Annotated in this window: 22 protein-coding genes and 1 pseudogene; 11 read left to right on the forward strand and 12 right to left on the reverse strand. The window is 65.6% G+C overall.

What is annotated here, in order from left to right; translation table 11 throughout:
* Nucleotides 1-10 precede the first annotated feature (10 nt).
* Together ACQP1G_RS23380 and ACQP1G_RS23385 are read left to right on the forward strand one after the other, a co-directional pair.
* Nucleotides 11-433, forward strand: a complete 423-nt coding sequence (locus ACQP1G_RS23380; RefSeq protein WP_433191680.1) for a winged helix-turn-helix transcriptional regulator — start codon at nucleotides 11-13, stop codon at nucleotides 431-433.
* Nucleotides 434-496: 63 nt separating this feature from the next.
* Entirely contained in the window at nucleotides 497-1153 is a 657-nt protein-coding gene (locus ACQP1G_RS23385; protein WP_433191681.1) for a hypothetical protein, read from the forward strand.
* Between the two features lie 2 nt (nucleotides 1154-1155).
* On the opposite strand, the gene ACQP1G_RS23390 is transcribed toward ACQP1G_RS23385, so the two are convergent.
* Nucleotides 1156-2004 (reverse strand): helix-turn-helix transcriptional regulator, encoded by an 849-nt coding sequence (locus ACQP1G_RS23390; protein WP_433191682.1) that lies wholly within the window; start codon nucleotides 2002-2004, stop codon nucleotides 1156-1158.
* A 101-nt stretch (nucleotides 2005-2105) separates the two neighbouring features.
* Here ACQP1G_RS23390 and ACQP1G_RS23395 point away from each other — a divergent pair, with 101 nt between their 5' ends.
* Nucleotides 2106-2825 carry an SDR family oxidoreductase gene (locus ACQP1G_RS23395; RefSeq protein WP_433191683.1) on the forward strand — a complete coding sequence of 240 codons (720 nt, stop codon included), beginning with the start codon at nucleotides 2106-2108 and terminating at the stop codon, nucleotides 2823-2825.
* A 324-nt stretch (nucleotides 2826-3149) separates the two neighbouring features.
* On the opposite strand, the gene ACQP1G_RS23400 is transcribed toward ACQP1G_RS23395, so the two are convergent.
* From ACQP1G_RS23400 to ACQP1G_RS23410, 3 genes are all read right to left on the reverse strand, one after another.
* Entirely contained in the window at nucleotides 3150-3368 is a 219-nt protein-coding gene (locus ACQP1G_RS23400; protein ID WP_433191684.1) for a hypothetical protein, read from the reverse strand.
* A gap of 130 nt (nucleotides 3369-3498) precedes the next feature.
* Nucleotides 3499-4251, reverse strand: a complete 753-nt coding sequence (fabG, locus tag ACQP1G_RS23405; RefSeq protein ID WP_433191685.1) for a 3-oxoacyl-ACP reductase FabG — start codon at nucleotides 4249-4251, stop codon at nucleotides 3499-3501.
* A gap of 35 nt (nucleotides 4252-4286) precedes the next feature.
* On the reverse strand, nucleotides 4287-5435 hold the full coding sequence (locus tag ACQP1G_RS23410) for an acyl-CoA dehydrogenase family protein (RefSeq protein WP_433191686.1): 1149 nt from the start codon (nucleotides 5433-5435) through the stop codon (nucleotides 4287-4289).
* A 130-nt stretch (nucleotides 5436-5565) separates the two neighbouring features.
* On the opposite strand from ACQP1G_RS23410, the gene ACQP1G_RS23415 reads away from it, so the two are divergent.
* The gene (locus ACQP1G_RS23415; RefSeq protein ID WP_433191687.1) at nucleotides 5566-6213 is read left to right on the forward strand and encodes a TetR/AcrR family transcriptional regulator; all 648 of its coding nucleotides are present in this window, start codon (nucleotides 5566-5568) and stop codon (nucleotides 6211-6213) included.
* Here the strand turns inward: ACQP1G_RS23415 and ACQP1G_RS23420 are convergent.
* Nucleotides 6210-6818 carry an HAD family hydrolase gene (locus ACQP1G_RS23420; RefSeq protein ID WP_433191688.1) on the reverse strand — a complete coding sequence of 203 codons (609 nt, stop codon included), beginning with the start codon at nucleotides 6816-6818 and terminating at the stop codon, nucleotides 6210-6212. The genes ACQP1G_RS23415 and ACQP1G_RS23420 overlap by 4 nt on opposite strands.
* A gap of 186 nt (nucleotides 6819-7004) precedes the next feature.
* On the opposite strand from ACQP1G_RS23420, the gene ACQP1G_RS23425 reads away from it, so the two are divergent.
* Nucleotides 7005-9134, forward strand: a complete 2130-nt coding sequence (locus ACQP1G_RS23425; RefSeq protein WP_433191689.1) for a serine/threonine-protein kinase — start codon at nucleotides 7005-7007, stop codon at nucleotides 9132-9134.
* Here the strand turns inward: ACQP1G_RS23425 and ACQP1G_RS23430 are convergent.
* Nucleotides 9131-10254: pseudogene (locus tag ACQP1G_RS23430) on the reverse strand (BTAD domain-containing putative transcriptional regulator). The gene ACQP1G_RS23425 and the pseudogene ACQP1G_RS23430 sit on opposite strands and share 4 nt — an antisense overlap.
* Nucleotides 10255-10575: 321 nt before the next feature.
* On the opposite strand from ACQP1G_RS23430, the gene ACQP1G_RS23435 reads away from it, so the two are divergent.
* From ACQP1G_RS23435 to ACQP1G_RS23445, 3 genes are all read left to right on the forward strand, one after another.
* Nucleotides 10576-11190 carry a hypothetical protein gene (locus tag ACQP1G_RS23435; RefSeq protein WP_433191690.1) on the forward strand — a complete coding sequence of 205 codons (615 nt, stop codon included), beginning with the start codon at nucleotides 10576-10578 and terminating at the stop codon, nucleotides 11188-11190.
* A gap of 64 nt (nucleotides 11191-11254) precedes the next feature.
* Nucleotides 11255-13099 (forward strand): dynamin family protein, encoded by a 1845-nt coding sequence (locus tag ACQP1G_RS23440; RefSeq protein ID WP_433191691.1) that lies wholly within the window; start codon nucleotides 11255-11257, stop codon nucleotides 13097-13099.
* Nucleotides 13100-13209: 110 nt separating this feature from the next.
* Nucleotides 13210-14640, forward strand: coding sequence for an Hsp70 family protein (locus tag ACQP1G_RS23445; protein WP_433191692.1), 1431 nt, complete (start codon nucleotides 13210-13212; stop codon nucleotides 14638-14640).
* Between the two features lie 6 nt (nucleotides 14641-14646).
* On the opposite strand, the gene ACQP1G_RS23450 is transcribed toward ACQP1G_RS23445, so the two are convergent.
* From ACQP1G_RS23450 to ACQP1G_RS23470, 5 genes are all read right to left on the reverse strand, one after another.
* The gene (locus tag ACQP1G_RS23450) at nucleotides 14647-16137 is read right to left on the reverse strand and encodes a dynamin family protein (RefSeq protein ID WP_433191693.1); all 1491 of its coding nucleotides are present in this window, start codon (nucleotides 16135-16137) and stop codon (nucleotides 14647-14649) included.
* 142 nt (nucleotides 16138-16279) lie between these two features.
* Nucleotides 16280-16474, reverse strand: coding sequence for a hypothetical protein (locus ACQP1G_RS23455; protein WP_433191694.1), 195 nt, complete (start codon nucleotides 16472-16474; stop codon nucleotides 16280-16282).
* Between the two features lie 86 nt (nucleotides 16475-16560).
* Nucleotides 16561-17601 (reverse strand): crotonase/enoyl-CoA hydratase family protein, encoded by a 1041-nt coding sequence (locus ACQP1G_RS23460; protein ID WP_433191696.1) that lies wholly within the window; start codon nucleotides 17599-17601, stop codon nucleotides 16561-16563.
* 105 nt (nucleotides 17602-17706) lie between these two features.
* Nucleotides 17707-18120: a YybH family protein gene (locus tag ACQP1G_RS23465; RefSeq protein ID WP_433191697.1), complete on the reverse strand. Its 414-nt coding sequence runs from the start codon at nucleotides 18118-18120 to the stop codon at nucleotides 17707-17709.
* A 139-nt stretch (nucleotides 18121-18259) separates the two neighbouring features.
* Nucleotides 18260-19684 carry an APC family permease gene (locus ACQP1G_RS23470; protein WP_433191698.1) on the reverse strand — a complete coding sequence of 475 codons (1425 nt, stop codon included), beginning with the start codon at nucleotides 19682-19684 and terminating at the stop codon, nucleotides 18260-18262.
* Nucleotides 19685-20015: 331 nt separating this feature from the next.
* On the opposite strand from ACQP1G_RS23470, the gene ACQP1G_RS23475 reads away from it, so the two are divergent.
* Nucleotides 20016-21566, forward strand: a complete 1551-nt coding sequence (locus ACQP1G_RS23475; protein WP_433191699.1) for a flavin-containing monooxygenase — start codon at nucleotides 20016-20018, stop codon at nucleotides 21564-21566.
* A 464-nt stretch (nucleotides 21567-22030) separates the two neighbouring features.
* Nucleotides 22031-22822 (forward strand): SDR family oxidoreductase, encoded by a 792-nt coding sequence (locus ACQP1G_RS23480; protein WP_433191700.1) that lies wholly within the window; start codon nucleotides 22031-22033, stop codon nucleotides 22820-22822.
* Between the two features lie 330 nt (nucleotides 22823-23152).
* Here ACQP1G_RS23480 and ACQP1G_RS23485 read toward each other — a convergent pair whose 3' ends face one another.
* A complete protein-coding gene (locus ACQP1G_RS23485) occupies nucleotides 23153-24142 on the reverse strand; it encodes a helix-turn-helix transcriptional regulator (protein ID WP_433191701.1) in 990 nt (329 codons plus the stop codon).
* A 63-nt stretch (nucleotides 24143-24205) separates the two neighbouring features.
* Between ACQP1G_RS23485 and ACQP1G_RS23490 the strand changes: the two genes are divergently transcribed.
* The gene (locus ACQP1G_RS23490; protein WP_433191702.1) at nucleotides 24206-25348 is read left to right on the forward strand and encodes an epoxide hydrolase family protein; all 1143 of its coding nucleotides are present in this window, start codon (nucleotides 24206-24208) and stop codon (nucleotides 25346-25348) included.
* Nucleotides 25349-25511 lie beyond the last annotated feature (163 nt).

Consider the following 25511-nt stretch of genomic DNA (forward strand, 5'->3'; position numbering starts at 1 on the left):
AGGCACTTTGATGTCGGTCACGAACACGGCGGTCACCGCGCAGGTGGCGGGCACTATTCCCGACGGTCCCTGTGGCGATGACGACTGCGGCATCCGCGATGTGCTCGACCGGCTCGGCGATCGGTGGACGGTGCTGGTGATCGTGGAGTTGAGCAAAGGTGTGCGGCGGTTCCGTGAATTGGAGCGGGCGATTCCGGGGATCTCGCAGCGGATGCTGACACTGACCACCAAAAGACTGTGCCGGGACGGCATGGTGGAGCGGATCGCGTACCCGACGATTCCACCGCAGGTGGAGTATCGGCTCACCGAAACCGGCCGCAGCCTGGCCGCCGCGATCGGCGCGCTCGCCGACTGGTCGCGAAATCACAAAGAGGTCATCGCGTCGGCCCGGCAACGCTGGGATGTCGAACACGGCGTCGACGGAACCGAATGACCGCGATAGCTCTCGCAGGGCGGTTGAATAGACAGAGATACCCGTCCGGATAGGGAGGTTTCGATGACTCTTGCCGCCCGTGCACTGCTCGAAGGGATCCAGGCGGAGCTGGCTCCGCGCGACGACGATAACCGCTTGGTTCCGCTGATCACGACGGGCAAGGCGCCACAGGCGGTGTTCGCGGCGATCGCGGCGGAGGAACAGCGCATCACCAGCAGCGATTGGCGTAGCTTCCACGCCATGGCGGCGCGGGCGGACGAACCGCACGCCCGAGTTTTCTTCGGCGGGCTGGTATCGGGCGAGCAGCAGGCGCACGGCTTGCTGGACGCGCTGGTGGCGGCGGTGGGACCCGACCAGGGTATGGAGCTGCCGAGGGCGGGCTGCCAGGCGTATCCGGCCTACGTCGCCTGGTTGGCGTTGCACGCCGAATCCGCCGCCGCCGCAGCGGGTATCTACTCGAATTTCACCGCATTCGGCAGGTACTGCGGGGATATCGCCGCGGCGATGCGCGCCCACTACGATTTCGACGACCCCGCGTGCGCGTTCTTCGACTTCTTCACCGCCGACGTGCCCGAGGTCGAACAGCGTGCCCTCGCCGCCATCCAAGCCGGACTCGACAATGGGCGGCTGAAGCCGGGCGAGGCGCACCTATACGCCAGGCTCTTCCAGGACTACGAGCTCATGTTCTGGAACACCCTCGCCGACGAATTCTCGGCGTAGCCCTAACACCGCTCGGTAAGCTGCTGAGTCCCCGTGATTCGCAGCAGTTCCAGCGCCGAAGCGGCCGGGGTGCCGGGTGCTGCCGAGTAGACGACGACGGCCTGGTCGGTGTCGGGTACGAACAGTGCATCGCAATCGAGCACCATCCGTCCGATCTCGGGATGATCGATGGTCTTGGTGGCACTGCGCCGGTTACCGGTGCGCCCCTCACGCCATAGCCGCTCGAATCGCTCACTGCGCGAACGTAATTCGGCGACCAGGCGGGCCAGGTCCGGATCGTCGGGATATGCGGCCTTCGCGCTGCGCAGCGAGGCGACCCAGGACTCCGCGGCTGCCTCGGCCTGCGCGGGTGTGAAGACCACACGCGAGGGCTCGGTGCCCAGAAACGCTTGCCAGATGATGTTGCGCCGGGCGGGCGACCACGCGGAGAAGTCGCCGAGCAGTGCCGCGGCCATCGAATTCCAGGCCAGCACATCGGCTTTCGCGGAGATCACCAGCGCGGGCAGATCCGCCATCCGGTCCAGCAGCCGCAGCACGCTCGGCCGCACCATCATGGCGATCCGTCCCTCCTGCGGTGGCGCCGAACCGGCCAGCCGGAACAGCAGATCCCGTTCGATGTCCTCGAGCCGCAGTGCGCGGGCCAGCGCGCCGAGCACCGCGGCGGACGGGCGCGGTCCTCGACCTTGTTCGAGGCGGACCACATAGTCGACGCTGACACCGGCGAGTTGGGCGACCTCCTCGCGCCGCAACCCGGGCACCTGACGGCGCGAACCGCTCGGCAGTCCAACATCACTCGGCCGCACCCGAGCACGGGCTTGCCGCAGCAGCGCGGCGAGTTCGGTGCGATCCATGTCTCGATGATGCCGCAGTGCACGGGTGCCGGGGTGGTACTGCCGGTCCCAGGAGTTATCGGCCCTGGAGCGAAATCCGGGCAGCAGGCCAGACTCGGGTCATGAGCAGCACCACCACAGCCCTGGTGACCGGGGCGAACAAGGGACTCGGCCGTGAGACGGTCCGCAGGCTGGCCGAACTCGGCTGGCAGGTTTTTCTCGGTGCGCGTGATGCGGATCGCGGCAAGGCGGCCGCCTTCGACCTCGCCGAACAGGGTCTGCGGGTCGAATTCGTCCAGTTGGACGTGACCTCCGCCGCATCGATCGCGGCTGCCGTCGAGACCATCGCTGGCCGGACTCCGCACCTGGATGTGCTGATCAACAATGCGGGTATCGGCGGCACGCGCGCCACCCCCGCCGATACCGTGGCCGTTGATTTCCGCGAAGTCTTCGAGACGAACGTTTTCGGACCGGTGCAGGTGATCCACGCTTTCCTACCGCTGCTGCGTGCGTCCACCCACCCGCGCATCGTGATGGTGTCCAGCGGCATCGGTTCGATTACCAACACCTCCGATCCGAGCAGGATCGAATCGCAGATCCTCGGGCTCGTCTACCCATCCTCGAAAACCGCGCTGAACATGATCACCACGCAGTACTCCCGCGAGCTGCCGCAGATGCGGGTCAATGCGGCCGATCCCGGTTACACCGCAACGGATTTGAACGGGAACTCGGGCCATCAAACGGTCACCGAGGGCACCGATGCCATCGTGCGCTTGGCCACGATCGAGCCGGACGGACCCACCGGCGGGTTCTTCAACCGCTTCGGTGCCGTTCCTTGGTGAACGCCGAGTTGGGCTCAGCGGTCCGATAGGTGACAGACCCACTGACCGTCGTCGCCGCAGACGCAGTAGTAAGGGCCCTGGTTCTGAGATTCTCCGGCCTGGCACTCTGGCGTCGGACCCGAAGGAGGAGGTTGAGCCATGGCAACCGGACCGGACACCATTACGAGGCTGCCGAACACTGCGGCAAGCGCGGATCCGAAGAACTGATTCGACTTGGCGCGCATGGTTGCTCCTTCAGTCGGCGGCTATCCCCAAGGCGCTATGTCCATTGGCCCGAGCCACTCGGGAGCCGATGAAACTGACACGGCACTTTCGAAACACGCCTCAGTCGCCTCCGTGCCCCCGTTCGTTGCAGACCCACTTGCCGTTCTGCCCGCAATTGCAATCGTAGGGGCCTTGGACCTGAAAATCTCCGGGCTGGCACTGCGGCGCCGGATCCGAAGACGGAGGTTGAGCCATGGCGACCGGACCGGACACCATCGCGAGGCTACTGAACACCACGGCAAGCGTGGATCCGAAGAATTGATTCGACTTGGCGCGCATGGTTGCTCCTTCAGTTGACGGCTATCTCCATTGCGCTATTTCCACTGGCCCGAGGCCAGACGTCGATCCACGCTGTCGATCGCGCGAACCATCTCCATCTTCCCATACCGATCGGTCTTGATCACGATCTTCAGCGGGCCCCGCCATTGACGTACAGCGTCTGACCGCTGACATAGGACGCCTCATCACTGGCCAGGAATGCGATCACCGCCGCGACCTCCTCGGGCCGACCAACCCGCCGCAACGGCGTCCGCTCGGCCACAGCCTGCTGGTGCTCCTCGGCGCTGAGCCCGACCCGGTTCGCGGTCGCGGCCGTCATCGCGGTGGCGATGTAGCCGGGTGCGACAGCATTGACCGTGATGTTGTACGGCCCGAGCTCGATGGCGAGCGTCGCGGTCAGGCCCTGGATGCCCGCCTTCGCGGCGGCATAGTTCGCCTGACCGCGATTGCCGAGCGCCGAGCGACTGGACAGTGAAACGATCTTGCCGTACCGCTGCGCGACCATGTATTCCTGGGCCGCCTGAGTGCAGTGGAAGACGCCGTTCAGGTTCACCGAGAGCACCGCGTTCCAGTCGTCTTCGGAAAGCCGGAAGAACAGATCGTCGCGGGTGATGCCCGCGTTGTTCACCAGAATGTGCGGACCGCCGAGATCGGTGGCGATGTCGGCGAATACCGATTCCACCGAGGCGCGTTCGGTGACATCGCAGACGTAACTGCGGGCCACACCGCCGGCCGCGGCGATCTGTTTCGCGGTGTCCTCGGGTGCGTTGCGATCGAGCACCGCGACCTGCGCGCCCTGTGCGGCCAGCAGCTGGGCGGTGGCCGCGCCGATACCTTGCGCCGCGCCGGTGACAACGGCGACCCGGTCGGTGAATCTGGTCATCTAACGTCCTTCTCGGGAGTTGTGAACGGCGGTCATCAGAATGCGCTCACCCCGGTGAGCGCACGCCCGATCAGCAGCTTCTGGATCTGGCTGGTGCCCTCATAGAGGGTCGTCACCTTCGCATCGCGCAGATATTTGCCGACCGGGAATTCATCGATATACCCGTAGCCGCCGAAGACCTGCAGCGCCCGATCGGCCGCGCGCACCGCGGCCTCGCTCGCGAACAGCTTGGCCTTCGACGATGCCACCGCGAATTCGACGCCGCGGTCGATGAGATCGGCGACCCGCCACACGAGCAGCCGGGCAGCGTCCACATCGAGGGCGATATCGGCGAGCAGTTCCTGGACCAGTTGATGGCCCGCGATCGGCTTGCCGAATTGTTCGCGCTCGGTGGCGTATCCGACGGCGGCGTCCAAGCAGGCCTGCGCGATGCCGACACAGCCGGCGGCCACCGACATCCGCCCCTTGGCCAGCGCCGCCATCGCGACCGTGAACCCCTTGCCTTCGTCGTGCAATCGGGCGCTGTCGGGGATGCGGACGCCGTCGAGCACGAGTTCGGCGGTCGCCTGTCCGCGCAGTCCGAGCTTGCCGTGGATGGTGCGGGCGCTGAAGCCGGGGGAGTCGGTCGGGACCAGGAATGCGGTGATGCCGCGGTGTCCCTCACCGCTGGTGCGCGCGAAGACCAGTGCGATATCGGCCCAGGTGCCGTTGGTGATGAACATCTTGGTCCCGGACAACACCCAGTCGTCGCCGTCGCGGACCGCGCGCGTGCGCAATTGGGCCGCGTCGGAACCGGTTTCGGGCTCGGTGAGGGCGAAGCAGCCCAGTGCGGCGCCCGCGGTGAGGCGTGGCAGCCAGGTGTGCTTCTGCTCGTCGGTGCCGTAGTGGTTGATCGACTTGGCGACCAAGCCCAACGAGACCGAGACGATGCCGCGCACGGCGGAATCACCGCGTCCGAGTTCCTCCAGGACCAGGCAGTAGGTGAGATGGTCACCGCCGCTGCCGCCGTACTCCTCGGGAATCGTCAGGCCGAGAAAGCCCAGTTCACCCAGTTTGGGCACGATTTTGGGATCGACGGATTCGGCACGGTCCCATTCAGTGGCATGCGGCGCGATCTCACGGTCGACGAAATCCGCCGCGAGCTGCTGGGCGGCGGTCTGTTCGTCGCTGAGTTCCAGGTTCATCCTTGCTCCCGACGGGTAAAACTAACGGTGGAAGTTTCTTATATGCTAATCCTCGATAAACTAACGATGCAAGTTTATTGTTGCGGGCATCCGCCATGCGACACTGGACGGACCCACCAGGAGGTTTTCGTTGGGGAGACCGCGTCGGCCCTTGCTCAGCCGCGACCGCATCGTGTCGGCCGCGCTGGATCTGGTGGATGCCGAAGGGCTGGAAGCGGTATCGATCCGCAGACTCGCCACCGAACTCGGTGTACAGGGCCCCTCGCTCTACAACCACGTGGCCACCAAGGACGATCTGCTCGACGCCATGGTCGACGCCGTACTCGGACTGATCGATCTGTCGATGTTCACCGACATCTCGGATTGGCAAGCGGCGCTACGCGATTGGGCCAGATCGTATCGCGCGGCACTGGCGGCGCACCCGAAGTTGGTGCCCGCCTTGAATCAGGGCATGGGCCGCCGGCCTAATGCGTTGCGGCAGGCCGATGCGGTATTCGGGGGACTGGTGGCGGCGGGGTGGCCGCGGCGAGAGGCGACTCAGGTGGGTGCGCTGATGCGGTTCTTCGTCACCGGATCGACGCTGGGGTCGTTCGCGGGCGGGTTCCCCGAAGACGCGGCCGCGTATCGCGGGAACTACCCGCATTTGGACGAGGCGCATCTGCTGTCGGGGCGCCAGCGCGATATCGATGACGCCGCATTCGAGACCGGGCTGCGCGCATTGCTGGACGGGTTGGCGTTGCGCTTCGAGGCAGTGGACGGCGCGGGGCGTGGGCGTTAGCGAGGACCGTGCGCGGCCAGCCAGTCCGGGAACTCGGTGAGCTCCTGCACGACGAATTCCGCTCCGGCAGCACGCAATTCGTCGGCATTGCACGGACCGGTCGTGACCCCGAGCGCGTAGACGTCGGCCGCCCGTGCGCCACGCATATCGCCCTCGTGATCGCCCACGAACAAGTCGGCCCCGTGCTCGCGCAGTGCGACCGCCTTCCCATCCGACCAGAGATCCCCGACCACCTCATCGATTCGCCAACCGAGTTCTTCCACGTGCAACCGCGCCAGCGGCTCGTGCTTACCGGTCACGATGAGCACCCGCCCGCCGCGTGCCCGCACCGCGGCCAAGGCGGCATCGGCACCCGGCATGGCCGGAATGGCGGGCACGATCGACGGATAGATCTCGCGATAGCGGGCTACCAGCGCCGGGATCAACTCCTCGGGCGCACCCGCATCGGCCAGCAGCATCCCGAGCGGCGGGCCGAGCCGGTCGGCGAACTCGGACCCGCGCAGCGGCAGCCGGAACTCCGCACCCAACTGGTCGATCGCCTTGCTCACACCCGGCCGGGAGTCGATCAGCGTCATATCCAGGTCGAAGCCAACGGTCCAGGTCACATCTTGGACCCTATCGTCGACGAGCGATCGGCGCGTGACGGCACCAATGGTTAACCAACCGGGGTGCTCAGAAGATCAATCAGGGGGAACATCCCGCAGTCGGTGCGAAACCGCTCATGGAACCGCCCGCCGAACCTACAGTTGACCGACGAGCAAACGGCTTCGGTCTGCATCGCGGAGGACGAGATGACGAGCCAGCGCCAGCCACTGACGGTTGGCACGATGTTCGGACATTACCGATTGGATCGTCTGATCGGTCGCGGTGGCATGGGTGAGGTCTACCAGGCCTACGACATGCGCAAGCGCCGCACTGTGGCGATCAAGGTGCTGCTCGAGAAGCTCGCACAGGACGACGGGTACCGCGAACGGTTCCAGCGCGAGGCCGATGCGGCCGCGCGGCTGCGGGAACCGCATGTCATCCCGATTCACGATTACGGCGAGATCGACGGCCGCCTCTATATCGATATGCGATTGGTGGACGGTGCCAGTTTGCCGTCGGTGCTGCGAACCAAGGGGCCGATGGCGCCGGCGGAGGCAGTAGCGGTGATCCGTCAGATCGCCACCGCGTTGGATGCCGCGCACGCCGAGGGATTGATCCATCGCGACGTCAAACCGGACAATATCCTGCTCACGCCGGACGGTTTCGCATATCTGGTCGATTTCGGAATCGCCCATTCGAGTGCCGATCATCGGCTGACGACCCACGGTGCGGTGATCGGTTCGTTCAGCTATATGGCGCCGGAACGGTTCCGGGCCGAGCCCACCACACCAGCGGTCGATGTCTATTCCTTGGCGTGTGTGCTGTACGAATGCCTCACGGGCGCAAGGCCTTATCCGGGCACTACCGACGCGGAGATCATCAGTTCGCATCTGTTCGAGCCGGTACCGCGAGCGAGCATGATCCGGCCGAGTGTGACCCCCGCGCTCGATACCGTCATCGCCCGCGGTATGGCCAAGAGCGTGCGCGAACGTTTCAGCGTCGCAAGCGAACTCGCGGCCGCCGCGCAGGCGGCACTGACGAGCGCTGGTGCCACCACCGAGCGGCGCACACAGAGGTCGGTATCGCCTGAGCCCGCAACCGGAGTGCAGGATGCCGTCCCCGATCGAACATCGAATGCCACAGGGGGAATGGATAATTCCCGCTCGACAGGGCTTCTCGAGGTAGAGGATGCCGGGCATCCCGAAGCACAGACAACCGATTCCCGGCCTACCGGCGACCGGAGTACCGACGGCGCGAAGACCGGCGCCGCGGCTCCCGCACGGCGCCGCCGCATACTTGTCGCACTCATCCTGACCGTTGCCGCCATCACCGCCGCCGGGGCCGGTTTCGGGGCTTGGAAATTGCTGGGTGATCGCACAGGCACCGCGGTCGCCGACGCCACCGCGTTGCGCGACGCGGATATCGACCTGCTGAAGATCATTGCTCAGACCGGCCGCAAACGATCCACCTGCCTGCACGAACAGCCCGACACCTCCACCACCGTCGCGGTCATCTTCTGCCCGGACAACCCCGCGGCCAGTGAACCCGCGGCCCGATACATGCGTTTCCGCAGCCTCGACGCCTTGCGCGACTACTACAACGTCCTGTTGCGCACCTTCCAGGCCAAGAACTGTCCAGGTGACCCCGCCGGATCGGACGGCCCTTCGATCCGCGACGGCAAGGAGATCGGCCGCAAGGCCTGCATCGCCAATCGCGCGGAAACACCGACCGCGCCGAAACCATCCCTGCTGATGACCGATGAAACCCAGCTGGCGCTGGCGTTCTACATCTGGCCGACGCCGAGCGACGAGCCGCTGCGCGACTACATGAGCAAGTTCACCGGGTCGCAGTTCCTGACCAAGGAAGCCGCCCGTGACCCGGACTATTTCACCCGCGAGGACTACGCCGTCTTCGGGCGCCTCGCCAACGACTTCGGTCCCGCGAACTGTTCCCACCTGCCACCGCCGGGCGGTGCGGTGACTGCCTACATAATGTGCAGTACTCCCGCCGAGTATCCGTCCGCCCTCTTTTTCAGATTGCCGGACCGTCAGTCGGCCGACGCCCTGTACCGAGCCGATGTCGGCGTGCTCGGCGGACACGTCTGCGGTGATGGCGGCGGCACCGACGACGCGTGGCGCAAGGCTGGCACCGAGGTCGGCAGGCTCTTCTGCTTCGTGGACAACGATCCAGATATCGGCCCGCGGACCTGCCTGCTCGCCGTGCACGACGACGCCCACCTGATCGCCCAATTCTGCACATTGGCACCGGATAACCCGATGCCCGGCCCGAAAACCGAAGCCCAACTGCTGAACTGGTTCGATAAGCACTTCGGCTAGTTGTGCGGCGCGACGCCGAAGGTGAATTCGGTATCGCCGATGCGGATCACCGCGCCGTCGGTGAGCGCGGCCCCGTCGATGACCCGAACCCCGCCGACGTAGATACCGTTGGAGGACAACAGATCCTTCACCATGCACGTCAGCCCATTGCTGACGATCACGGCGTGATGGCGGCTGACCTTGCCGTCATCGAGCACGATATCGTTATCGGGCAGCCGTCCGATGCGGGTGAACGGGCCGGTGATCGGGAAGGTCTGTCCGGTCGAATCCCGCAGGTACGCTTGGGATCCGGGTGCGATCAGGTCGACGATCGTGGTTGCGCGCAGCGCGGAGGCGACGGCATCCGCGGGCGGGCTGAGCGGTTCCTGACGCAGCATCCGCGCTTCGAGTTCGCGAATCGAAGCCACCGGATCGATGCCGAGCTCATCGGCGAGGGTCGCACGCAACCGGCGTAGCGCCTCGAGTGCGTCGCTCTGCCGTCCACCTACATACAGCGCGGTGATCAGCTGCTCCCACAGTGGTTCGCGCAACGGGTACTTTTCCGCCAGTTCGGCCAGCTCGGAAATGACGTTATCGGCCCGGCCCTGCGCGATCTCGGCCTGGGCGCGAGCCTCGACGACACCGATGCGCTCGTCGTCGAGGGCGGTGGCGAAGGCATCGGCGAACCCGAGTCCCTGCAGATCCGCCAGCGCGGTGCCGCGCCATTGTGCGAGCGCATTGGAGAGCACGTCGCTCGCCACCGAGAAGCGGCCTGCGGCCATGGCCCGGAGCCCGGACTCCTTGTGAGCGCGGAAGCGTAAGACATCGCAACTGTCCCCGGCCACCGTGATCCGGTATCCGGTTCCGGCGCGGGAGAGGATCGTGCGCGCGTCGAGTCCGGCATCCCGCAATGGTTTCGCAGATTCGACACCATGGTGTGCAGACTGATCCGGATATCGGGCGGCGGGTTTTCCTCCCACACCGCCTGCGCCAGCGCCTCCATCGACACCGGCCGGTTGGCATTGAGCACCAGATAGGCCAATACCGCACGCTGTTTGACGCCGCCGAGCGGTTGCGCCACCTCGTCGATCGTCAACTGAACCGGTCCGAGTACGCCGAACCCAGCCCGCATATCCGACATCCCCGCCAGTCCTCCCGTCCTCGAAATGACTATCGAGCACCGCGACCCCACCGTTTCCGGTATCAGTAGTGGCAGCGGGTGCCGCGCCAGGGGACCACGCCGTCGAAGAATTATCCGACGAGAATGGCGTCGTCGCTGCCCTTAGGGGCGGATGCCCGCCACTAAGGGTGTGGGCTTCTTCCCCCTCAGGTGTCTACTTTCCGCTCTCATAAGCCCAGACCATGGATCGCGAACCACTTGGTACTGGGAAGTCCCGACGTGGATCGCCCCATCCACGTTCGACGACAGACATCTATGGAGGGCAAACGATTGGAGGACATCATGACTCAGTTGGGTGATATCCCGGGTCTCGGGGACACCACAGTGAATCCGCAGGATGTGACGGCTCAGCTGAGCCAGATTCCCGGATTCGACGACATCATGAATCAGCTCGGCAGCACCTCGGCTCCCGATGACGCCACAGCGAATCCGCAGGATGTGGCGGCTCAGCTGAGCCAGATTCCCGGATTCGACGACATCATGAATCAGCTCGGCGATATCCCCGATCTCGAAGAGATGCCGGATGATCAGCAGCCGGTTGATCAGCAGCCGGTGGACCAGCAGCCGGTGGACCAGCAGCCGGTGGACCAGCAGCCGGTGGACCAGGAACCGGTGGACCAGGAACCGGTTGATCAGCAGCCGGTTGATCAGCAGCCGGTTGATCAGGAACCGGTTGATCAGCAGCCGGTGGACCAGGAACCGGTTGATCAGCAGCCGGTGGACCAGGAACCGGATCAGCAGCCGCTCGACGATCTGTGGTTCGAGGACGACACCTACAACGCGGGTTCCGATGGCGGCGACTGGGGCGACGGGGCGGCAGGCGACGCGGGCGCGTGGTCCGACGGTGGTTTCGACGACATGGGTGACACCAGCGGCGATGCCCTCGACATGTTCTGAGTATGCGGGCAGACGACTACCGGCGGGTGGGTCGGCTCGGCGCACCGATCGGAGGACAGCTCCAGTGAGTGAGCCAGCAGTTGAGAACCGGGACGGCCGCATCGCGGTCGCCGTCGTCCCAGTCCTGGTCGATCGGTTGACTCGGCTCGCACAGTCGGCGGACCGGGATGATCTGCTCGGCACCCTCCAGAACGTGCTGCGCCGGTCCGCCGACGCTTCCGTGCGGATCGCGTTTGTCGGGTTGCGCCAGCAGGGGAAGAGCCAACTGATCAACGCCCTGCTGGGCAAGCAGGTGTGCGTAGTCGGTGACCGTCGAGCCACCTCGGTGGTCACCGTTGTCCGGCACGCGGACGAATCGGCGGCGAAGTTGGTTGTCGAGACGCCTGGTGCCGCAACTCTCGCCGCAACTCCAGTACCGCTTGCCGAACTGCAGACCGACCTGGCGAAGTCGCCGCACGCACGCGGCTGCCAGGTGGTGCGCGCGGAGGTCGGCATCGACATCGCGACGCTGCCGAATGGCCTGACCCTCGTCGACACCCCCGGCGTCGGCGGCCCCGGCCAGCGGCATGCCGCGCGAGTATTGAACGAGGTGGCCCTGGCCGATGCCGTCGTGATTGTCAGCGACACCAGCCAGGAGTTCACCGAACCCGAACTTCGGTTCGTGCGGCAGGTGATCGGTCTGTGCCCCACGGCCGTCATCGCGTTGACCAAGATCGACCTGTACCCCGAATGGCGCCGGATCGTGGACGCCGACCGGCGCCACCTCGCTGATGCGAAGGTGGACTGCCGGATCATTCCGGTTTCGTCGACGCTGCGTAGCCACGCGATACGCCTCGGCGATAAGGAACTCAACGCCGAATCCGGCTATCCCGAGCTGCTCGGATTCCTCCGCAGTGAGGGCCTCGCCGACCTGGGCGCCCAGCGGCGTGTCCGCTTGGCGCGGGATCTCGAGTCTGTCGCACAGCACCTGACAGTGCCGTTCGAGGCGGAATTGAATGCGTTGCGCGACCCAGGGTTCCGCCAACGCATGGCCGACGAGTTGGAAGCGCGCAAGCAGATATCGGATGCGCAGGTCAAGTCGGCGAGGTCGTGGCAGCAAGTATTGAGCGACGGTGTCGCGGACCTCAATTCCGAGATCGAGCATGACCTTCGGGAACGGCTGCGCAGCATCAACAAGCACATCGAGTCCGAGCTCGCGGACGACGATCCGGACAAGAAGTGGCCGCAGCTGACCGGGTGGGTCCAGGAGCAGGTGAGCGCCGCCGTCGGCGACAACTTCGTCTGGGCGTACCAGTCCGCGCAGGTACTGGCCGAGCGGGTGGCGGCATCGTTCGCCGTGGATGGTATCGGCACCGACCTTCCCGCGCTCGAGGCTATCTGCGATGGCGACCTCATCGATCCCGAACTGAGGATCGGCGAGCTGAGGGAGATGAAGGTTTCGCTGGCGGAGAAGGGCTTCACCGCAGTCCGCGGCGGTTACAGCGGCGCGATGATCATCGGCATGGGCGCGACGATGCTCGGCATGGCGATGATGAATCCGATCACGCTCGGAGCAGGCGTCGTGCTCGGTGTGAAGGCATACCAGCAGGACCGCGCCGGACGAATGGCGCGCCGCCGTAGTGAAGCTCAGGTCACGCTCCGAAAGTACATCGACGACGTGTCCTTCCAGGTGCACAAGCTCTCCCGCGACCGCCTTCGGATTGTGCAGCGGGAGTTGCGCGATCACTTCAAGGAATCCGCCGATCAGGCGTTGGCGTCGCTGCAGAGTTCGACAAAGGCAGCGCAGGAGGCAGCCAACATGGAGTTCGGCGAGCGGGAAAAGCGTGCCGCCGAGGTCGAGAAGAAGTTGGCCGTACTCGCCGCGGTTCGCGAGGGTGCCACGCGGCTGCGGGCCACCTTGGGTGAATGAACCCCACCCCTTCAGGGGTCTGGTTGAGCACTTGGGGGCGTGGCCGATGATCCGCGCGTGAACGAGATTGATAAGCGCAGGTAAGTCCGACCATTAACCGAGAGGTGTGCATGTCTGGAAGTCTTGGAATCAAGATCGGCTCGGCAGGTTTCGCCACCGCAGCCGATGCGGTGTCCGCGACGGCCGGGGGTTCCGGGCGGTGCGCACCGCGGCTGCGGACAACCCAGCACCAAGCGACATTGATCATGACGCAAGGCATGGCGCCGATACTCTCTCCACTCGACAGCGACGCCCGCCAGGTCCACCCGGGACTTGTGGTCAGCGGGTTCGTCGACCGCGTCGGTGACCCGATCGATCTCATCGCCGCCGACGGGTCCGCCCATCGGCCTGAGGATCTCGTCGCCCGCGCCGTCCAGTATCTGACACGGTATTCGGCCGGTGCGTTCACCGGGCCGCCCGCAATCGCGGCGACATATCCCAGCCATTGGAAGACACCCGGCGTGCAGGCGCTTCGTTCGGCGCTCGACCGCATGGACATGACCAGCGTGACGCTTGTGGACGAGGTCGGATCGATTCTCGCTCGCGTCGAGTCGACACGTGGGCTGCCGCCGGACGGCACCGTCGTCCTCTATGACCTCGGCGCCAACGGCCTCAGCATCTCTGTTGCCCGCGGTACCGAACAAATCGGCAGCACCGTCCGGAGTGCGGAATTCGGTGGTGCTCACATCGATGACGCCATCTTGCGGCATGTGCTCGAGGGCCTGGGTGGGGAACTCGAAGACGTCGATCTCGCGGACCCTGCTTTGCTGGCGCCGCTGAGCGAATTGCGCCTGCGCTGTCGCCAGGCCAAGGAGACGCTCTCCGCCGAAACGGCCGCGGTGGTCGAGGTGGAGCTGGGACATCTGCGTCACGATGTGCGACTGGTCCGCTCCGAACTGGAGGACTTGATCAGAGAGCAGGTTGTCGGGTCAGCCGGACTTGTCAGAGAAGCCTTGCACACCAACGAAATCGATACTCGTGAGATGCGCGCAGTGGTGCTGGCCGGTGGCGCGGCCGCAACCCCGCTCGTCGCCGAGATCTTGTCCGCGGAGTTCCAGGTAACCGTGATCGGTGAACCCGATCCAGTACTCACGTCGGCGACCGGCGCTGCTCTGCTTGCGCGTTCTTCGGCAAGTACCACCACATCGGTGGTGGTGCCGCCGCCATCCATCTCGGCACCGAAACCAGCTTCCGAACCGCAAGCTTCCGAGCCGCCTCCCGCCGCCGTCGCGAGCAAGCCGCCGGTTGTCGTCGTACCCCCGAAGTCGGTGGCCCTTGGGGCCATCGGAGGTGGCGAAAAGGTCGGCCGTCGGCCTCGTAAACGAACAATTCTTGCGGCAGGGACGATCGTCGCCGCGCTCGCTGCGGCAATTGTTGGGTTTGTTGTGATCGGCGTGCCCAAAACCCAGCCGACTCCCGCGGTGAATGAGCAGGTTCACGTTCCGACTCAACCAGCCGCGACCACCACCCCGCACTCATACCCCACTCGGCGAGTTTCATAAGCAGCGCTATCGGACAGACGGGGCGCAACCCCGCCTCAACTCGCTCAGGACGCCTTCGGCACTGCGTGCCGCCACCCAGCAGGCGTTGACTGTGAACTGGTCCGCGAGTGGGTGTTGGGCCCGGGATCGCCATCGTCTGATTTCGGCCAATGCGATGTCCTGCCCCACGCCCGCGACCGCGAACGGTTCGATTCCCAAGCGCTCGGCCGGTCCGGTCCCCTGACCGCCGATCATGCGTTGCAGGTCGGTCAGTTCGTGTTCGGACAGCACCGTCTTGGTCGAGCGGAGCCGACTGAGGAGACGGAGTTCGTCGAAGCCGTGCACATTTGCGAGCAGGGTCGCGACTTCCCGGCCCAGCGGTGCGGCCGGGGCCGCAGGGTTGGCGTCGAATATCCGCTTCAGCATCAGCAGAGCGGTATGTGCCTTCAGTTCGTCGGCACGCTGGCCGAACTGAATATCGATCACGCGCTCGAGTTCGCCGATGCCACTGCGCGCGATCAGTTCGTCGACGAGAGCCGGCGAATCGCTGGTCCCGGCCCGTAATCGAGTCAGTGTCATGCGAATTCCGAACAGCCCCAGACGTTTGAGGAGGTGCTGTCGTGTCGAGGCATCGATCGGCAGATGCTCGGCGCGCTGGAATCGATCAGCCGAGAGCATGGCCAATTCCAGGTCGGCCGGTGCAACCTCGGCAACCTGGCGAAGGGCGACGAACTCGCTCTGTCGAAGAGTCTTCGCGGTAAAGGCGAGCAAACCCGCAACCGGTACGGCCGCCTGACACAGGCCCGTCGTTTCCAACTCGCGGGTGAAGTCTTTGGCTGCCGCGCGGGCGGAGTGCATTGCGTCCGGACGGCCCGCACCGAGTTCGTCCGCCCGCGAGAGGACGCCGACGATTCCGAGCGGACCGGCGCTGCCGCCGACATGCTCCCCGATCCGACGAATCAGTGCCAGGTCGGAATCGTCGAGGGAACGAAACAGATAGACCACCGCATCAGCGCCCGCGGAGCCGGTGTCGGGAGTCAGCAACCGCAGCGTGCGCGCGGACACATCCGTTGACAGTGACGTGGTGCCGGGTGTGTCGATGATCGTTGTGCGCGCAAGGCGGCGCACCGGCCAGTCGACGTCGATGCGATCGACCTGCGCCGCGGTAAGCAGTCCGAGGTCGAACGTCAGACCACCGTCGGCTCGCTGTATCGGTACATTCTCCGACCGGCCGCCCGCCAGCCGGGCGGTGACCGTCGGCGTGGCGCCGTGCCGATACCAGGTCACGACGCGGGTGCATTCGGTGGCGTCGGTCGGGGCGATGTCCTGGCCGACAAGTGCATTGAGCAGCGTCGACTTCCCGGCCTTGACGGCACCCGCCAGGGCGATCCGCAGCGGTTCGTGCAGTCGCCGCGCCCCTTGCTCGAGGCGATCTGTGACGGCACGGTTACCGAAGTAGACGCGGTGGGCTCCCTCGATGATGCTGTCCACCCTGGCGATCGGCGCCGCGGCGTTCATATCGGCACCCGAGTACTCTGCTCCGGCTGCGTCGAACCGTCGCCCAGCATGGTTGTGCCCATACCGAACATCATCGCGCCACCGAATCTGCAGCGCAGGCCTATCACTTTTTGTAGCCGATGACGGGCTTCCGCTCACCCCGCTAACCACCAGCGATCTCGGCTGCACCACCGCAGGAAGCGGTGAAAACATCGTCTCGCCGCCGATCGCGACGGTGGCGCACGATCCGGCAGATCAGTACTTCGAATCCGTAGACGGCACACTGGCGTTCACCGCCGACTCCGGAGTTCCGTTGATCCGGTATCACATCGCCGATGACGGTGACGTGCTCTCGCATGGGGATATGTTGACGTTCTGCGCCGCGCACGGCCTGATTACTTCCCGGTCGGCGTCAAACACCGCTACACCCGGTGATCTCGATCCCTATTCGTCAGTGCGGAACTGCGCCCGCTTGTAGTCGCCGAATGGTTCGTCGCGTTCGCGAACGGCCTCGCGGAACCCCACGGTGGCCGAACGAAGCTGGAAGGCGTAACCCTCGCGCGTGTGTCGGGACATGCCATCGAAGACGGTGCTGATCATCGCGGAGTTCGTCACGCCCTGCGAATGCAAGGCCGAATTGAGTGCGAGTTTGGCCATCATCAGCTGGTTGATCGGCATTCGCGCGATGCGCGCCACCAAGGCCTCGGTGCGTTCGTCGAGTTCGTCGGCCGGACACGATTCGACCGCGAGACCCCATTCCTCGGCCCGTTTTCCGCTGATGCAGTCGCCGGTGAACAGCAGCCGCTTGGCGCGCTGATCGCCGAGGCGATGCGCCCACATGCCCGCCGCCGGGATGCCCCAGACACGGGTGGGCGGGTAGCCGATCTTGGTGTCGTCGGCGCAGATGATCTGGTCGGCGTAGAGCGCGATATCGGTGCCGCCCGCGATGGCGAAGCCGTGCAGTTTGGCGACCGTCGGCTTATTGGCGTTCATGAGGCTGGCGAAACCGCGGTTGAACCGGCTCATCATGGCGTAGTCGATCATCGGATCCCATGTGCCCCAGGGATTGTGATTGGCCGCCTGCACCAGCGGATCGGCCACGGTGCCGGTGGTCTCGGTCGAGCCGTCGACACCGTGGCTGCCCTGTTCGGCGAACATGTCCAGGTCATACCCGCCGCAGAAGCCCTTGCCCCGCCCGGATACCAGGATCACGTGCACCCGCGGATCCAGATCGGCGCGCTCGACCGCGTGCGCGAGATCGACCGGCGTATCCGGGGTGATCGTATTGCCCTTCTCCGGTCGGTTGAAGGTGATCCGCGCTACGCGTCCATCGCGTTCGTAGGTGAGCGTGCGGTATTCACGTTGACCGCCCGGCTCGGGCCGATCCCGCCACGGCGAGTCCGGGACCTCCGTCCAGTTCTCGTACCAGGCGGCGGGGCGGGTGCCCGCATGGTTCGAAAGGGCGTCGTTATCAGGCTGATTCACGTGGAACTCCCGGTGCACTCGATGCCGCGCTCTCTGCAACGATGCTGCCACTGAGCGGCCGGTGCATCGTTGCGCTCGATGCCACCGTAGCGAACCGGGGTGATCTCAGGCTTCGGGTGCGGGGCTGTCGTCGGGGAAGGAGTGATGTTCGTGCACCACGACCCAGCGCCCGTACTGCTTGCGCAGGCCGAAGGTTATCCGCAGCCGCTTGGCCGGATCGCGCGCGAAATCCTCCGCCGTACCGCACAGCAGCAGTGCATACGCGAAGGCCACGTCCGCGCCCGCGACGACCTCCAGCGACACGATGTCGAAGGTCGCACCCGATGCCAGCCATTCGAAGAAGCCGGGCCAGATGTCCCGATAGGCATCGATACCGCGCACACCTTCGTTCGGCGGGGGTACGTCGAACATGACGATATCGTCGGCGTGATCGGTGAGCACTCCGGCTAGATCACCGGTATGAACCGCCGCCGCCCACCGCTCGATCAGGATTCGGATCTGCTTTTCGTCATCGGACATATCGGGTCGTCGTCCTCTCCGGCACGGCCGCGAGGGTATGCGCCGTGGCTCTTATCCAGAGAGCGTGCCGAATTCACCAGTGCGACGCAATGATCCGGAATGCATTCGTGCAAAATCCCAATGGCGAAATTCGCGCCGGTTACCGGTCGGCAGAAACCGTTGAGATGGTTACGGTCGGACCGGCCAAGGTGGAGCGTTTGCGACTGTAGCCCAGGTAGATCGCGATACCGAGCGCCACCCATATCGCGAACCGCACCCAGGTCAGCCCGTCCAAGGTGGTTGCCAGCAGTACGCAGCCGATGAGCGCGAGAATCGGCACCAGCGGTACCAGCGGGGTGCGGAACGGGCGTTCCCGATTCGGTTCCAGCTTGCGCAAGACCAATACGCCGACACAGACGACGGCAAAGGCCGAGAGCGCGCCGATATTCACCAACTCCACCACGATATCGATCGGCAGCAGACCGGCGATGGTCGCACAGATAGCGCCGAGCAGCAACGTCAGCCGGACCGGGGTAGCGCGCTTGCCGGTTTCGGCCAGACCGCGCGGCAGCAGCCGGTCGCGGCACATCGCGAACATCAGCCGGACCTGTGCGTAGACGATCAGCAGCAGCCCCTTGGTGAGCGCGATAATCGAGGCGATCACGATGACATTGCCGATCCAGCCGATGCGCAGATTCCCGAAGGCTGTAGCGATCGGCGACGCGTTGTTCAGGCTGGCGAACGGGGCGATGCCGGTGAGTACGGCGCTCACCAGTGCGTACAGCAGCGTCGCGATGAGGACAGTGCCGATGATCGCGAACGGGATATCGCGGCGCGGGTTGCGCGCCTCCTCGGCGGACGCGGCGACCACGTCGAATCCGAGGAAGGCGAAGAATGCGATGGCGGCGCCACCGACAATGCCGCCCAATCCGAAAGGCGCGAACGGGGTCCAATTGCCGATATCGATATGCGGTGCGCCGATCGCGACGACCAGGACCAACACGCCGATCGTCACGGCGACCAGTGCCTTGGTGATCTTGGCCGTCAGGGACACCTCGCCGACCAGCACCGCGACAACGACGGCGATGACGAGTACGGCGGGCAGGTTGACGATGCCGCCCTCGGACGGACCTGCCGTGATCGCGGTGGGCAGGCTGATACCGAACATGGTGTGCAGCGCCGATACGACGCTGCCGGACCAGCCGATCGCCACCGCGGCGCCCGCGATGACGAATTCGAGCAGCAGATTCCAGCCGACCAGGAACGCCGGACCTTCGCCGAGTGTGGCGTAGGTGTAGGTGTAGGCACTGCCGGAGACCGGCGCCATGGCCGCGAGTTCGCTGTAGCAGAGTGCGACCAGCACGCAGACCGTACCGGCCAGCAGGAACGACAGCACGATCGACGGCCCGGCCTTCTCGGCGGCCGCGACTCCGGTGATGACGAAGATGCCAGCGCCGACGATGGTGCCGACACCCATGGCTGTGAGGTCGACGCGTCCCAGGCTGCGCTCGAGGGTCGGCGACCCGGGTTCCTGGCTCGTCGCGGAGTCGGGCAGGCGGCGGCGCCACCGGGTTGCGCTGGTCATGAACTCCCTTACTGCGTGCTCTGGCTCCGCCGACGGGGCGGAGTCGGCTATCCATTGTGGTCGGCGAAGTTGGTACGGGTGACGCCGGGGCGGTTGCGGGCGATCAGCAGGCAATCGGCGGTGCAAATATGCGTGCCATGCAGTTGTGCGTCCGGCGTGGCGTTGCAGGAGGTGCAGGCTGCTATCCGGCAATCGTTCGGCAAGTGCGATCGGCTGCGCTGATCGAGGTGTCACGCCAAGGGCGACTAGACGTTACTGTCGATAACACGTAATCTCGTGGGGACGCTCGGACAAGGGTGCCCGGGTGAGACCAGACGAAACGGATACCTCAATGACGCGGCATGTCGACGTACTGATCATCGGCGCGGGCCTGTCCGGCATCGGGATGGCCTGCCATCTCACCCGCGAACAGACCGGACGCAGCTATGCCATCCTGGAGCGCCGCCGTGCCGTCGGCGGAACCTGGGATCTGTTCCGGTACCCGGGCATCCGCTCCGACTCCGATATGTACACCTTCGGCTTCGGCTTCCGTCCCTGGATCGGCACCAAGGTGCTCGCCGACGGGCCGCATATCCGCCAGTACATCGAGGACACCGCCGCCGAGTACGGCGTCACCGAGCACATTCACTTCGGACGCAAGATGACCAAGGCCGGCTGGTCGAGCGAGGCCGGACGCTGGACCGTCGAAGCGCTCGATGAGCAGACCGGCGAGACCGAGATCTTCACCAGCAACTTCCTGGTCGGCTGCACCGGCTACTACGACTACGACAACGGATACCGCCCGGAATTTCCCGGCGAGGAAAACTTCCGCGGACCGATCGTGCATCCGCAGCACTGGCCGCACGATCTGGACTACCGCGGCAAGCGCGTCGTGGTGATCGGCAGCGGCGCCACCGCGATCACCTTGATTCCGGCGATGGCCGAGGACACCGCGCACATCACCATGCTGCAGCGCTCGCCCACCTACATCACCGCACTGCCCGCAGACGACCCGGTCGCGGTCGGGATGAAGCTCGCCCGGGTGCCGCAGAAGATCGCCTATCGGGCCGGACGGGCGCGCAATATCGCCTTGCAGCGGGCCAGTTTCCAGCTCTCGCGCACCAACCCCGAACTGGCCAAGAAGCTGTTCCTCGGCGCGGTGCGGATGCAGGTCGGCAAGCACATCGACATGCGGCACTTCACGCCGTCGTACAACCCGTGGGATCAGCGGCTCTGCGTAGTCCCCAACGGTGACCTGTTCAAGGTGCTGCGCAGCGGTAAGGCTTCGATCGCCACCGACCGCATCGACACCTTCACCGAAACCGGCATCCGCCTCACCTCCGGCGAGGAGCTACCCGCCGATATCGTGATCAGCGCGACCGGCCTCACCGTGCAGATTCTGGGTGGTGCGACGCTCGAAGTCGACGGAGAACCGGTGCTGACGCGCGAGCGCGTGGTCTACAAGGGCACCCTGCTCGACGGCATCCCCAATGCGATGCTGGTGCTCGGCTACACCAACGCTTCCTGGACCCTGAAGGCGGATCTGGCCGCCGAATACTTCTGTCGAGTCCTCAACCATATGAAGGCGCAGGGCTTCACAAAGGTGGTCGCGATCGCCGAAGACGCCGACCGATCCGATCAGTCGGTAATGGGCGGCGCCCTGACCTCCGGCTACATCCAGCGCGGTGACAGTGTGATGCCGCGCCAGGGTGCCCGGGGCCCCTGGCAGGTGATCAACAACTACTTCCGCGATCGCGCACTGCTGCGCAAGGCGCCGCTGGAGGACGGGGTGCTCACGTTCGACGGCGCGACAAGCGCCGCTCGCCCCAGCGGCAAGCCGACGGGCCAGGCCCGCAAGCTGATCGCCCAGGGTGCAGCCGCCATCGTATCCCGTAGCGCGTGAAAGCTCTTTCGGCCGTTATCAATCGGCGTCCAGATGCTCCCGGGGCGTTGAACGGGGGTCACGAAAAACGGTACCTTTTCGGCTGACGAGCAGGCCCCTGGGACTCGGCTGGTTAATACGCGATAGTGTCAATACGCGCTGTGCGGCAACGCCTTTCGGTGTTCTGCCATTGCTCACCAACTGAGAGGGGGACCCGTATTCAACTCATCGGTAGTCCTCAGATCACCTTGTTGAGTCGCGGCGGGTTTCCTTGGTGGAGTGTGCCGTCCAGCTTCCACCGGCCTCGCCCCGGACTCGGGTCAAGTGCTTGGCGGAGAAGCCGAGTGCGTCGGCGACGACGGGCGCCGGGATCGCGCTCCGACCGCCGCGCGACAGCGGCATACGCATAAGGTGTCGATGCGTCCTGGCCACCGGGCGCGGCAGTGCAGTCGCGGGTGCCCGGACGCCTGGCAGGAGAGGATGCAATGTCGTCGCACACAGGGTTCGCTGGGCGAACATACGTCGTCACCGGTTCGGCATCAGGCATCGGCGCAGCGACCACCGCGCTGCTTCGAGAACACGACGCCAAGGTCATCGGATGCGACCTCAATGACGCCGAGATCCAAGCCGATCTGTCCACACCCGACGGCCGGCAGTCGATGATCGACCAGGTGAACGAGTACGGGCCGATCGACGCGGTACTCGCCATCGCCGGCGGCGGCAAAACCGGTCTGCTGGAAACGAACTATTTCGGTGCCGTTGCCACGTTGCAGGGGCTTCGGCCACTGCTGGCGCGCAGCCCCGCGCCCCGCGCCGTGGCCGTATCGTCGACCTCATCTCTGGCGCCGGCGAACGAGCGCGTCATGCAGGCATGTCTCGACGGCGACGAGACTGCCGCTGTTGCTTTGCTCGAGGCCGATCCCGCTCTGGGTGGCACGGCCGGTGCCTACGGGGCTGCGAAACGTGCGTTGAATCGCTGGGTGCGCAGGGTCGCCCCGACCTCCGAATGGGCCGGCACCGGCATTGCCCTCAACGTGGTGGCCTCGGGTGTCGTCGACACGCCCGCAGCTTCCTTGATCTTCGCCGACGAAGCCGTGCGAAATGCTGTTGAGACCGCTGCGCCGCAACCGTTCGGTGGGTTTCCGGGGCGGCCGGAATGGGTCGCCGAGCTCATCTGCTGGCTGTCCAGCGCGGATAACCGTTTCGTGACGGGTCAGGTCATATTCGCCGACGGAGGTTCGGAAGTGGCGGCGGTCGGCGACCGCCAGTGGCAATGATGAGGAAGTCGAGGCCGAGCGGGTCGGCGGCTGGTTCACCTTCAAGTGGGGCAATCGGTCCGCGCAGACGTTCAACGTCCGCCTGGCGTCGCTGCGCGGAGCGTGCGAGTACCGGCGCAAGCAAGGGTGGCTGGTCGGTGATCCGCTGTCTCGGTTGGTGACTCGGTCGCTGCCGGCGGACCATTCGCGGCGCTGGCCCGCGGCCCACCGCCTGAGAGGCCCATTCTGTCCCAACCATGCTCCGGCCGACCGGGGATTCGCGATGACGCCCAGAGTGGCTTGTGATTGGGTCACAGATCGTTTTCGGCCCACGCTTGGTCGGGGTGCGGATCATGATGTGCGGTCGGTCGAACCGGGTGCGTCGTCGCGGGGCGTGATGGCCGCGGTGACGCGGTGCGCCAGCGCGCGTAGGTGGTCGATGAGTTCGGGTGGTTCGTGCACGTGGAATCCGAAGCCGAAAAGTCCGGTGTAGACGGCTATTTCGTCGAGTGAGTTCGAGCCGGTGTGCAGCAGGCAGTGCCCATCGTCGATCGCCTCGATGACACCGACGGTCGGCGGGATGCGGTCCGCCGCGACGGCGGCCGATACCTCGAGGGTGATGCGCGCCTGGTAGCGATAAGGGGCGGTGCTGACCCCGCGGGACACCCAGCCGGTCAGGTCGACCTCGGGTGCCTCGCGCGGGGTGAATCGTGGCCCGTTGGGTATGCGCGGGCGGAGGCGGTCGACACGGTAGGTGCGCCAATTCTTCTTCTCGACGTCCCAGCCGACCAGATACCAGTGCCGCCCGGTGTGCACGAGCCGATGCGGTTCGGCCGCCCGCCGGATCTCGGAACCGTCGTGGGTGTTGTAGTCGAAGCGGAGCTGTTCGTGGTCGCGGATCGCGGCGGCGATCGTGGTGAGGACGTCCGCGTCCACGGACGGCGTGCCTGCCGGCATGCTGACGGTCGCCGCCTGCAGCGCCGAAACTCGGTGCCGCAACCGGGCCGGGAGGATCTGCTCCAGCTTCGCGAGCGCCCGCAGCGAACTCTCCTCGATGCCGGTGATCGTTCCGCCCGCCGCGGTGCGCAGCCCGACGACGACGGCGACCGCCTCATCGTCGTTCAAGAGCAGCGGGGGCAGCTTGGTTCCCGCGCCCAGGCGATATCCCGCCGCTCCGGCGACCGCGTGCACGGGGTAGCCGAGATTCCGCAGCTTGTCGATGTCGCGGCGGATGGTTCGTGCATCGACCTCGAGGCGTTCGGCCAGATCGGCGCCGGTCCACACACGGGGTGTCTGCAGGAGCGCCAGGAGTTCGAGGAGGCGAGCCGAAGTTTCCAACACACTGTGTATTCTTCCGCAGAGCTAGGGCACAAGATGTCCTAGCTGATCCGTAAAGTGATTCTCATGAGCGCAGAGATCACTCCCTTCCACATCGACGTCCCCCAAGCCCAGCTCGACGATCTGCATCGGCGACTGGACGAGACCCGCTGGCCGGACGGCGTCACCGGAGTCGGCTGGGCGCAGGGCATTCCGCTCGACTACACCCAGGAGCTGGCGCGGTACTGGCGCACCACCTACGACTGGCGGGCGCAGGAGGCGCGACTCAACGCGTTCCCCCAGTTCCGCACCGAGATCGACGGTCACGATGTGCACTTCATCCATGTCCGGTCCGCGGTGCCCGGCGCCATGCCGCTGATTCTCACCCACGGGTGGCCGGGATCGATCGTGGAGTTCCTCGACGTGATCGGTCCGCTGACCGATCCGGTCGCGCACGGTGGCCGGGCCGAGGACGCGTTCGATGTCGTCGTGCCGACGATCCCCGGATTCGGATTGTCCGGGCCCGCGGTCGGCTGGTCGACGAGCCGGGCCGCGCGGGCCTGGGCCGAACTTATGCAGCGGCTCGGCTATGACCGCTACGCCGCACATGGGGAAGACACCGGCGCGGCCATCTCGCGTGAACTGGCGGTGATCGATCCCGAGCACGTCGTGGCGCTGCACGTGACGATGATCGCCTCGGCCACCGTCACTCCCGAGACGGCCGACTTCGACAATCCTGCCGAGAAGCGAGCACTGCAGCTGGCCCAGCGCGCACAGTACGAACTCGGCGCGTATGCGATGTTGCAGGCCACTCGCCCGCAGACGCTGTCCTACGCGCTCGCCGATTCCCCGGTAGGTCAGCTGGCGTGGATCGTCGAACGATTCAAGGACTGGACCGACTCGACCGACGTGCCCGAGGACGCCGTCGATCGTGACGCGATGCTGACCAACGTCATGATCTATTGGCTCAACGGCACCGCGGGCTCGTCGGCGCGCTACTACTACGAGGGCGCCGCGACGTGGGGGAGGCCCGAACCGGAGACCGATGTGCCGGTCGCTGTGGCGGTGTTGCCGCAGGACCTCGGCATCCCTGTCCGCCGCATCGCCGAGCGGAACCACAACATCGTGCGGTGGACGGAATTCGATCGAGGCGGTCACTTCGCGGCGATGGAGGAACCGGACCTCATCGTCGACGACGTGCGTGCCACGTTCCGCGAATACCGTAAATAGACACGGAATCTCGCGCTTGATCCGTGGTAGCGGATCGAATCCCAGGAGCTCAGGACCTCGAGTAGCCGAGGGCTGACTGCCAGCATGACCCCGCGGCGACCAATGCCGGCGCCTCGACCGGACCCACGACCATTCCTGGTCTCCGGTCAAGGCGCCGCGTCAC

The sequence above is a fragment of the Nocardia sp. CA-107356 genome, assembly GCF_050946365.1.
Taxonomy (GTDB): domain Bacteria; phylum Actinomycetota; class Actinomycetes; order Mycobacteriales; family Mycobacteriaceae; genus Nocardia.